The following is a 10,180-nucleotide window of genomic DNA, read 5'->3' as shown; positions in this document are numbered from 1 at the left end:
GTGTTACTCGCAGGGGCCGGGCGGAGCGGGGCGCGGGGGTTACTTGAGGAGGAGGGTGCCTAGGCGGCGGGAGGCTATGTACATGCCGGTGGCGCCCATGGCGGTGAGGTAGGCAGCGTTGAGGAGGAGGGTCCAGCTGACGGTGCCGGTGGTGAGGGCGCGTTCGAGGTGGACGCCTTGGTAGAGCGGGGTGATCTCGACGAGCCAGCGGATCGCGCCGGGGTAGGTCTCGATGGGGTAGAAGGTGGCGGAGAACAGGAACATCGGGATCGTCGCCAGCTGGACGAACTCGAAGTCCTGCCAGCTACGCATGAACGTGGTCAGCGCCATCCCCGCCCCGGCGAACGCGAACCCGATCAGCACCGAGGCCGGTAGCGCGACGAGGGCCCACCACGACTCGACCAGGCCGAGCCCGAGCATCACCAGCACGAACATGGCCGAGTAGCAGGCGCCCCGCAACAACGCCCAGGTCACCTCACCCGTGGCGATGTCCCACGGCCGCATCGGCGTGGCCAGCATCGAGTCGTACAGCTTCGCGTATTTCATCCGGAAGAAGATGTTGTACGTCGAGTCGAAGATCGCCCCGTTCATCGCGGAACTGGCCAGCATCGCCGGCGCCACGAACGCGGCGTACCCGATTGTGGTCCCGTCGGCGAGCGTGAAGTCGCCGACCAGTTGGGCGACACCGATCCCGATCGACAGCAGATAGAAGACGGGTTCGGTGAAGCCGGACAGGAACACGACCCAGGATCGCTTGTAGAGCAGGAAGTTGCGCTCGACGATGTGCCGGCCACCGAGCCGGAGCGGGACCGGGACGACCCGGGCGGTCAGGGTCGCCATCAGCCGATCAACTTCCTCGTGAAACCGCGGATCGCGAGCTTGGTCCCGATCCCGAACCAGGCCAGCAGATACGCGAGATTGAGCAGCACGAGCCAGGGGTGGAGCGTGCCGAGGCTGAGGTCCCGCGACAGCTGGACGCCGTGCCACAACGGACTCAGGTAGGCCAGCCACTCGATCCAGTTCGGCAGCTGCGACACCGGAAAGAACGCACCGGAGAACAAGAACGCCGGAACCACGCCGAAGCGGAACACCATCGCCAAACCGGAATCGTTCTCCAGCCCACTCGCAAAGGCGACCACGGGCGCCGCGGCCGCCATGCCGACCAGCACCACCACCGGCAACGCGAGCAGGCCAAGCGGCGAATGCAGTCCACCGAACAACGCGATGATGCCCAGGAACACCACGCACGTCGTCGCCACCCGGAAGGCAATGAACGTGAGCTGCCCATAAACCACATCAGCAGGACGCAGCGGAGTAGCGATCATCGAGTGGTAGAACTTCTGCCACTTCAGCCCACTCAACACCGGGTACGTCGATTCGCCGACAGCGATCTGTAGTGCGGTCGACGCGAGCAGACCGGGCGCGATGAACTGCAGATAGCTCACGCCACCCAGCGCATCAGTCCCCTTGCTGTCCACGAACGAGCCCAGACCGATCCCCATCGCGGCCAGGTAGAGCATCGGCAGCAGGAAGCTGCTGATCAGCGTGCCCTTCCAGGTCCGCTTGTAGACCGTCAGCCAGTAGTCGTACTGACGGCGTCCGTTCTCCAGCGCGACAGACATCAGTCCACCAACGTCCGGCCGGTCAACCGCAGGAACACGTCCTCGAGCGTCGAACGCCGTACCAGCACGGCAGCCGGGCTCAGACCACGCTCATGTACGGCGGCCACCGCGCGCTCACCGTCATCCGTATAAAGCAGGAGCCGGTCCGGCAGCACCTCGATCCGCTGCGCGAGGTCAGACACCTTCCCGGCGAGCGCATCGTGATCCGACATCATCACCTCGGGCCCGAACCGCAGCTCGGTCACCTCACGCGTCGAGTAGTCCCGGATCAGCTCCGCCGGCGACCCCTCAGCCGCGATCAGACCGCCATCCATCACGACCAGCCGGTCGCACAACTGCTCGGCCTCGTCCATGTAGTGCGTGGTGATGATGAGCGTGACACCGGCCTGTTTGAGCCGGAACAGCTTGTCCCACAACAGATGCCGGGCCTGCGGGTCGAGACCGGTGGTCGGCTCGTCGAGCAGCAGCAGGTCGGGTTTGCTGACCAGCGACCGGGCGATCGTCAGCCGCCGCTTCATCCCGCCGGACAGCTCGTCGACCTTGACCTTGGCCTTCTCGGTCAGCGCGACGAACTCCAGCAACTCATCCGCCCGCTCACGGCACTCGGCCCGGCTGAGGCCGAAGTACCGCCCGTAGATGGTCAGGTTCTCCCGGACGGACAGCTCGGTGTCGAGGGTGTCGTCCTGCGGGCAGACACCGAGCCGGGCCCGGATCGCCGGGCCCTCGATGGCCGGATCCATCCCGAGGATCCGCAGCGTGCCACCGCTGGTCGGCGAGACCGCGCCGATCATCCGCATCGTCGACGACTTGCCGGCGCCGTTCGGCCCCAGGAAGCCAAAGGCCTCGCCCTTCCACACGTCCAGGTCGATCCCGCGCACCGCCTCGAAGTCGCCGTACGACTTCTTCAGGCCGCGCACATGAACCAAGGACTCCCGCTGCTCATCCACATCCACGACCCTAACCGCACGCCCCGACATTTCGTCGTGGCTTCGAACCGTTGGCTGATACCAGCCCCGCGTCCCGACCGTAGGCTGATCCGGAGGCTCCGTCCGTCTGCCTGGGGAGGCACTGCCATGCCGAAATTCCGCCGCTCGATGTTCACGCTCACTTTGTCCGCCCTGCTCGTTGCCCTGACAGCTGCACCGGCCTCGGCCGCAACGGTCTACGCCACCGGATTCGAGCACCCGCCGGTGTCCACGGCGTGGCAGGAATACTTCACCGGCCAGCAGTTCGACGGCTGGACGGTGACCGCCGGCACCGTCGACACGGTCACCCTGTGGCAGGACGCCGAAGGACGCCAATCCCTTGACCTCAACGGCTCCCTCGACGGCTCGATCGCCCGGACCCTGCCGACGCAGCTGCTCACGACGTACAAGGTGACCTTCGCCGTGGCCGGCAACACTGAGGGCCCGCCGGTGGTGAAGAGCGGCAAGGTCCAGGTCAACGGCCAGGATGTCGACACCTTCACCTTCAGCATCGCCGGGAAGAACATCAGCTCCATGGGCTGGGTCTACCGCAGCTTCTACTTCACCAACCTGCTGTCGACCTCGTCGGTGCTGCAGTTCGCCGGGACGTCGGCGACCAAGTGGGGCGCGGTGATCGATGACGTGAAGGTCGAGAGCTGCCTGCTGATTCTCTGCCCGGCCTCCGCCTCCGCCGTCAACCGCATCGACTAGTGGCTGCTGTAGCCGAGCTTGCGAATCGCATAAGCCTGTACGGCGGCCGACAGCCACGGGGGCAGCTCGGGGTCGACCGACGCGATCAACGCGCGCTGATCGGCGTTGTCCAGCAAGACCCCGCCCAGGTTGTAGTAACCGGTCGCGTCGGCCTGCCAGAGGTCGTACACCCCCTGATAGTGCAGCTGCATCAACTTGAGCGCCTCGGGCGAATCAGGCAGTACGCCGCGCGCCCGGGCGGCTCCCAATCGCAGCAGCAACCGCCGTCCCTCGTCCGCCATCCGCTCGTAGTCCTCCCGGCCCCAGCCGTCAGTCGCCCGTACGGCGGCCTCGAACGACGCACCCACCCCAGGCCCGAACCGCTCGGTCAGGTCCTCCTGCAGCTCCGATCGCTTGGTCGACAACCCGGCGAAGAACTCCTCGTCCCCGACACTCTCGTCGCCCGACAGCCCCTGCAGAGTGCGATCCACCGAGCCGATCACGGCATCGAGCCGCTGACGCTCCTGGACCAACTGCTCGCGGTGATCCCGCAGCGCGGCAATCTCGTCGTCCTGCTCGGCGAGGATCCGCCCGATCGCCGGCAGCGGTACGTCGAGCTCCCGCAACAGCAGGATGCGCTGCAACCGCAGCAACTCCGCGCGGCCGTAGTACCGGTATCCGTTCGACGCGACATGTCCCGGCGGCAACAGACCGATCGCGTCGTAGTGGCGCAGCGTCCGGACCGAGACCCCGGCCAGCCGCGCGACCTGGCTAACCGTGCGTTCCATACTTCCGACTTTAATCGCTGGAGGGTGACGTTACGTCAGCCTTTAGCGTCCAAAGCATGGCAATCACCTTCCTACACACTCGTCTGATCGACCGCGGCGAGGTGCTGCCCGCCGACTGCCTGCGGGTCGAGGACAGCCGCATCTCCGCGATCGGCGGCCCTGACCTCGCCCAACCGGGCGACGAGCTCGTCAACGGCGGCACCCTGCTCCCCGGCCTGATCGACGCCCACGTCCACCTGGTCCCAGGGGCAAGCCGCCTGGCCGCCACGTACGGCGTCACCACTCTGATCGACCAGTTCAGCAAGCCGGACCTGATTGCGGCCGAACGCTCCGCCGGCGCCGACTTCCGAACCTCCTCCATCGGCGCCACCGCCCCCGGCGGCCACCCAACCCTTGCCTACGCGCCCTTCCCGCACGTCGAGGGTGCCGCCGAGGCGAAGCAGTTCGTGGCTGACCGGATCGCCGAGGGCGCCGACCACCTCAAGCTGATCTACGACGACGGCTCCGGCGCCGCCATGAACATCCCCACCCTCGACGAGCCGACCATCCGAGCCCTCGTCGAAGCCGCCCACAGCGAGGGCCTCAAGGTCGTCGCCCACGTCTCAACAGCAGCAGGCGCACTCAAGGTCGTCGAGTGCGGCGCAGACATCCTCGCCCACGCCCCGTCGGATCTGATGACGCCAGCCCAGGTAGAAGCAATAGCCACAGCCGGAGCAGCCGTCATCGCCACCCTCGACATCACGGACGGCTTCGGGACAGTCGGCGAACTGCCGTTGATGCGGGAGGCGGCGCTGATGGCCCGGATGCCTGCGCGGTGGCGGCGCGTGCTCGACAAGCAGTCGCGGCGCTGGATGCCACCCGAGGCACCGGACAACACCATCACCCGGGCGAACACACTCGCCCTGCACCAGGCCGGCGTACCGGTGCTCGCCGGGACCGACGCGCCCAACCCAGGGCTGATCTTCGGCGCTTCTCTGCATCGCGAACTGCAGCACCTCGTGCAGGCCGGGCTCACTCCGGCGGAGGCGATCGTTGCGGCGACGGTGGCTCCGGCTGAGGTGTTCGAGCTGGCCGACCGTAGCCGGTTGGCAGTTGGTGCCCGGGCGGATCTGCTGCTGGTCGACGGCGACCCGTTGGCCGATATCACGGCCACGCAGCAGATCCGCCACACATGGCTGGCCGGAGAGATCGCCGTACCCGCCAGCGACGAGGTCGAACTGGCCGGCATCCACTTCATCGGCGAAACCACCGACCGCATCATCACCGCCCTCAAGGACATGTGGCCCGGCTTTCCCGCGCCGGAAGACGTGTACCGCGAAGACGGCGAGCTGCTCGGCCACGTCGTACCGATGACCGAGGGCTGGCTGCCGATCACCGTGTTCGGATCCGCGCTCGGTCCAGCCACCGACCGCGAGACGGCCGTCGAAACCCTTGAAAACAAAGGCCTATCCAGCCTCGGCGAGACGTGGTGGGCGCGCACCGACGGCGACTGGCAGGAGGCGACCATCATCGAAGCGCAACCCGACCGCGTCCGGCTACGCTGGAACGACCCGATGCTCGATCAGCCCCCGTCCGGCCAGTGGTATCCGCTGACCGACGTGGATCTCGAGTTCCGCTAACCCCGCCCGGCGTACGGCATCCCCGCCGCCATCACCATCAGATGCGGTACGGCGACCGACGTCGGCAACTGCGCTACGTGCACCACGAAGTCCGCCACGATCTTCGGATCGAACGTCGGCTCGACCGCGATCGACCCGTCCGGCTGGAGCACACCCTGTTCCATCCGTTCGGTCATCGCGGTCGCCGCGTTCCCGATGTCGATCTGGCAGGCGGTGATGCCGTGCGGCCGGCCATCGAGTTCGAGCTGCTTGGTCAGCCCGGTGATCGCGTGTTTGCTGGCCGTGTAGGCGATGCTCTGCGGCCGCGGTACATGCGCGGAGATCGAGCCGTTGTTGATGATCCGCCCACCCTTCGGGTCCTGCTTGAGCATCTGCGCGAACGCCGCCTGCGCACACAGGAACGACCCGGTCAGGTTCGTGTCGATCACCCGCCGCCAGTCCTCCTCCGAAACATCCGGTACGGCGGCCGCCGGCGCCCCGGTCCCGGCGTTGTTCACGAGTACGTCGATCCGGTCGAGTCGACCGAAGAACTGCCTGACCGCGGCACCGTCGACCACGTCCAGAACGCCGTACCCCTTGACGGCACCCAGCTCCACGGTCTCCCGGAGCTTGGATTCGGTCCGGCCGGTGACGAACACGTCGTACCCGGCCGTCGCCAGCGCCAGCGCCATCTCCCGCCCGAGCCCGGACCCACCACCAGTCACCACTGCCACCTGATTCATGCAGGCAAGGTACGCCGCCAGTACCAGCTGACGGCACCCGCCATAGCGGTCACCACGGCGAGCTCCAGCCAGACCGCATTGCCGAGCGGCGGGATCAGCTCAGTCGATAGGTTCCACGCCGCGTGCACGAGGATCGCTGCCGGCACGCCGCCCCGGAGCCGCTCAGTCACGAACAGCATCAGGAAGGTCAACGGGAACAGCTCCAGGAAGAAGACCAGCCCCTGCTGCGTGAAGAACCCGTCCTCGTGCTGGCCTGTGCCGGGCAGGAAGAACAACGGCACGTGCCACAACCACCACGCCGTACCGAGAATCGCAGTCGTCGCACCCAGTCCGTAGTACTGGCGTAGCCGCGGCTGGACGTAGCCTCGCCAACCGAACTCCTCCGCGATCGGACCGGCCAGCAGCGTGTAGACGGCCGCCCCCAACATCCCGCCGGCTCCCGCGATCACCGAGCTCGCGTGGCCTGGCAGTTCAGAGAGGTTGCCGATCAGCGCGGTCGCTACCAGCGGAGCGGCAGCACCCAGTACGACGGCCGCGATCGGCCAGCCCATCGACCACCAGACGCCCCGGCGCCGCTCCCGGTGCCACAGCCACATCACCAGGGCGGCCAGCGAGGGTCCCGAGGCCGCCAGTCCGAAGACGAGCCGCGGTACCGGCTGGTCGAGATCTGCCTTCAGTACGCCCAGAAACAGGTACGGCACCCAGGTGAGCGCCGTACAGAGGACGCCGAACTCGACCAATCGGCGTCTTGTCATCGTCTTGCTCTCCACCACGTTCGTCGTCACCTCCTCAGCCTGGCGGCCACGCTCAGTAGCGACCAGGGCGCTGAACCACCCTCAGGGGTGGTGTCAGACCTACCTCGACTCCACTGAGTGACCGACAGAGCACGGACGGCAAATGAGTGGCAACGCACTCGTTGGTAACGGAAACTATTTGCGTGCGTAATACAACTATGTATATGCTTGCAGCATGCAAGTAAATGACGCGTACACCCCGCAGACCTCGATCGAGGGCGTCATGCACGCGTTCACCCGGATCGGCCGCCGGCTGAAGGCCAAGCAGCCCGGCGACACCATCGACCACAGCGCCCACATCGTGCTGTTCGTGCTGCGCTGCAGTGGCGCGCTGCGCCTGTCCGAGCTGGCTGCCCGGATGGAGCTGGACGCGTCGACCACGAGCCGGCACGTCCGTGCGCTGGAGCAGCTCGGCCTCGTCCGCCGCTCCCCCGACCCGGCCGACGGCCGCGCCTTCCGCGTCGAGTTGACCGAGCAGGGCGTCGCGCAGTGGGAAGAGAACTCCCGCCGCCGGATGGAGCTGCTCAGCACCGCGCTGGAGGGCTGGTCCGAGGACGAGGTCGAGACCTTCGGGCGACTGATGACGCGTTTCGCAGACGCCGTCACCGCCCGCACCGAGACCCCGCCAGGCATGGCGTGGGCCGACAAGGGCTGGGCAGCCATGCAGGCCGCCCGCCGTACCGAAAGCTCCGCGCCCGGCGTCGATGACGACGCCGCCCGCGAGAACACCGAGAAGAACCTGGAGAGCACTACATGAGCACCACCGAGCCCGCCACTGCCGGCGGCGCCGCACCCGCTTCCGGGCCGGGTGACAACGCCCCGCAGTACCTGTCCCACAAGCAGATCCTCGTCGTTCTCGGCGGCCTGATGGCCGGCATGTTCCTGGCCGCCCTCGACCAGAGCATCGTCGGGACCGCGCTGCCGCAGATCGTCAGTGAGTTCAACAGCCTGGACAAGCTGTCCTGGGTGGTCACGGCGTACCTGCTGACCTCGACCGCCTCCACCCCGCTGTGGGGCAAGATCTCCGACCTCTACGGCCGCCGCCCGCTGTTCATCGCGGCGATCGTCACCTTCCTGGCCGGTTCCGTGCTGGCCGCGCTGTCGCAGAACATCGAGATGCTGATCGGCTTCCGGGCCGTCCAGGGTCTCGGCGCCGGCGGCCTGATGTCCCTCGCGTTCGCCACCATCGGCGACGTGATCCCGCCGCGGGAACGCGGCAAGTACATGGGGTACTTCGGTGCCGTCTTCGGCCTGTCCTCGGTGGCCGGCCCGCTGCTCGGCGGCCTGCTCACCGACGGTCCCGGCTGGCGCTGGATCTTCTGGATCAACCTGCCGATCGGCCTGGTCGCCCTGGCCGTCGTGGCCGCGGTCCTCAAGCTGCCGCACGTGAAGCGCTCGCACAAGATCGACTACGTCGGCGCCGCCGTCGTCACCGCGGCCGTCACCACGCTGCTGCTCGCCATCTCCTGGAGCGGTCCTGAGAACGGCTGGGGTACGGCGACCACGATCGCCCTGCTCGTCGCTTCCGTCGTACTGGCCGTCGCCTTCGTCTTCGTCGAACTCCGGGTCGCCGAGCCGATCATCCCGATGGACCTCTTCAAGGGCCGCATCTTCTCCGGGTACGCCGGTTTCGCGTTCCTGCTCGGTGTCGCGATGTTCGGCGCCCTGATCTTCCTGCCGCTCTACCTGCAGGCCGTGAAGGACATGTCGCCGACCCGCTCAGGCCTGGCGCTGCTGCCGATGATCGTCGGTATCTTCTCCGCCTCGATCTCGAGCGGCCAGCTGATGAGCAAGAGCGGTCGCTACAAGATCTACCCGATCCTGTCGGCCATCCTGGTCGCCGCGGCCATGCTGCTGCTCTCGACGCTGAGCATGACCACGCCGTACTGGCACCTGGCCATCTACATGTTCGTCATGGGCGCCGGCCTGGGTCTGTCGATGCAGATCACCGTCACCGCCGCGCAGAACAGCGTCCCCCGCCAGCACATGGGCACCGCAACCTCGACGATGACCTTCTTCCGCTCCATGGGTGGCGCCATCGGAACGGCGATCTTCGGCACCGTCCTGACCAGCCGCCTCACCGACCACCTGACCACCCTGGTCCCGAACGCGGCCCCCGGCATGATCGAGAAGCTGAGCCAAGCCGCCAACAGCGTCCCGATGCTGCACGCCCTCCAGGAACCGATGAAGGGCTGGGCCCTGCACGGCCTCGTCGACGCGATGGGCGACGTCTTCCTGGTCTCCCTGCCGTTCCTCGCGATCGCCCTGGTCCTGGCCATCATCACCCCCGAACAACGCCTGGCCGGCCGCACCGAAGACAACGACGCTTCCCTGGAAGCCTCAGCCGCCATGCACTAACCAACCCACGAGCAGTTCCGGCGACCGGCCCCTCCCTCGGAGGCGGCCGGTCGTTCCACATCCACCAGCCAGTACGACGCAAATCGCGGACCGACAGCCCATCACAATCGACCGAACCGCCGCCGCCCAAGCCTGCGGTCACCCCTCAACACGCGCCTGTGATGGCGTGGCCGTCTGCCCCGCCCGGCCCACCTTGAGCACCCACCAACCACCCGCTCGCCGCCGAAACGGTCGAACCGTGCTCAAGGTCGACCGGCCACCTCACCTTGAGCACCCACCAACCACCTTCGGGCCGAGCGCAATGGCTGAACCGTGCTCAAGGTCGACCAGCTCACCTTGAGCGAGCCGGATGCAGTCGCTGGCGCGGCGTACCTGCACCCACCAACCACCTTCGGCCCGAACCAATGGCTGACCCGTGCCCAACGTCGTACCGGCCCGGGGTAACCGTTCGGAACTGCCCCAGGGTGCGGCTTTGCGGAGTGCTGCTGCCGGTATGAGCCTGTAGCGAAATGGCGTTTTGCCGGCCGGGGCATCGAATCTGTCGGGCTGGTCGGGCTGGGTGGCCCCGGGGTCAGGTTGCTGGGTGGAGGGTGTGGTTGTGGAGTTTGAGGAGGTTGACCAC

At 67.2% G+C, this 10,180-nt stretch carries 11 protein-coding genes; 5 read left to right on the top strand and 6 right to left on the bottom strand.

What is annotated here, in order from left to right; all coding sequences use genetic code 11:
- Positions 1–39 precede the first annotated feature (39 nt).
- Genes E1261_RS39460 through E1261_RS39450 form a run of 3 tightly spaced genes read right to left on the bottom strand, consistent with a single transcriptional unit; the run spans position 40 to position 2,569 of the window.
- A complete protein-coding gene (locus E1261_RS39460) occupies positions 40–840 on the bottom strand; it encodes an ABC transporter permease (RefSeq protein ID WP_132414870.1) in 801 nt (266 codons plus the stop codon).
- Positions 840–1,622 carry an ABC transporter permease gene (locus tag E1261_RS39455; RefSeq protein ID WP_132414869.1) on the bottom strand — a complete coding sequence of 261 codons (783 nt, stop codon included), beginning with the start codon at positions 1,620–1,622 and terminating at the stop codon, positions 840–842. Before E1261_RS39455 ends, E1261_RS39460 begins: the two co-directional genes overlap by 1 nt.
- The gene (locus tag E1261_RS39450) at positions 1,622–2,569 is read right to left on the bottom strand and encodes an ABC transporter ATP-binding protein (protein ID WP_132414868.1); all 948 of its coding nucleotides are present in this window, start codon (positions 2,567–2,569) and stop codon (positions 1,622–1,624) included. Before E1261_RS39450 ends, E1261_RS39455 begins: the two co-directional genes overlap by 1 nt.
- Positions 2,570–2,695: 126 nt before the next feature.
- Between E1261_RS39450 and E1261_RS39445 the strand changes: the two genes are divergently transcribed.
- Entirely contained in the window at positions 2,696–3,298 is a 603-nt protein-coding gene (locus E1261_RS39445) for a DUF642 domain-containing protein (RefSeq protein ID WP_165952805.1), read from the top strand.
- Here the strand turns inward: E1261_RS39445 and E1261_RS39440 are convergent.
- Positions 3,295–4,065: a MerR family transcriptional regulator gene (locus tag E1261_RS39440; protein WP_132414866.1), complete on the bottom strand. Its 771-nt coding sequence runs from the start codon at positions 4,063–4,065 to the stop codon at positions 3,295–3,297. The two genes, E1261_RS39445 and E1261_RS39440, sit on opposite strands and share 4 nt — an antisense overlap.
- A 56-nt stretch (positions 4,066–4,121) precedes the next feature.
- On the opposite strand from E1261_RS39440, the gene E1261_RS39435 reads away from it, so the two are divergent.
- Positions 4,122–5,684, top strand: coding sequence for an amidohydrolase family protein (locus tag E1261_RS39435; RefSeq protein ID WP_132414865.1), 1,563 nt, complete (start codon positions 4,122–4,124; stop codon positions 5,682–5,684).
- Here the strand turns inward: E1261_RS39435 and E1261_RS39430 are convergent.
- Positions 5,681–6,406, bottom strand: coding sequence for an SDR family oxidoreductase (locus tag E1261_RS39430; protein WP_132414864.1), 726 nt, complete (start codon positions 6,404–6,406; stop codon positions 5,681–5,683). The two genes, E1261_RS39435 and E1261_RS39430, sit on opposite strands and share 4 nt — an antisense overlap.
- On the bottom strand, positions 6,403–7,191 hold the full coding sequence (locus tag E1261_RS39425) for a type II CAAX endopeptidase family protein (protein ID WP_132414863.1): 789 nt from the start codon (positions 7,189–7,191) through the stop codon (positions 6,403–6,405). Before E1261_RS39425 ends, E1261_RS39430 begins: the two co-directional genes overlap by 4 nt.
- A gap of 184 nt (positions 7,192–7,375) precedes the next feature.
- Between E1261_RS39425 and E1261_RS39420 the strand changes: the two genes are divergently transcribed.
- From E1261_RS39420 to E1261_RS47005, 3 genes are all read left to right on the top strand, one after another.
- Positions 7,376–7,957 (top strand): MarR family winged helix-turn-helix transcriptional regulator, encoded by a 582-nt coding sequence (locus E1261_RS39420; protein WP_132414862.1) that lies wholly within the window; start codon positions 7,376–7,378, stop codon positions 7,955–7,957.
- The gene (locus tag E1261_RS39415) at positions 7,954–9,558 is read left to right on the top strand and encodes an MDR family MFS transporter (protein ID WP_132414861.1); all 1,605 of its coding nucleotides are present in this window, start codon (positions 7,954–7,956) and stop codon (positions 9,556–9,558) included. Before E1261_RS39420 ends, E1261_RS39415 begins: the two co-directional genes overlap by 4 nt.
- 312 nt (positions 9,559–9,870) lie before the next feature.
- Positions 9,871–10,002: a hypothetical protein gene (locus E1261_RS47005; RefSeq protein WP_272948637.1), complete on the top strand. Its 132-nt coding sequence runs from the start codon at positions 9,871–9,873 to the stop codon at positions 10,000–10,002.
- Positions 10,003–10,180 lie beyond the last annotated feature (178 nt).

Origin of the sequence: Kribbella albertanoniae (assembly GCF_004348455.1) — a bacterium.
In the GTDB taxonomy this organism is placed as follows: Bacteria; Actinomycetota; Actinomycetes; order Propionibacteriales; family Kribbellaceae; genus Kribbella; species Kribbella albertanoniae.
Note: the sequence above shows the minus strand (reverse complement) of the source record. Positions and strands in the feature narration are given on the sequence as shown.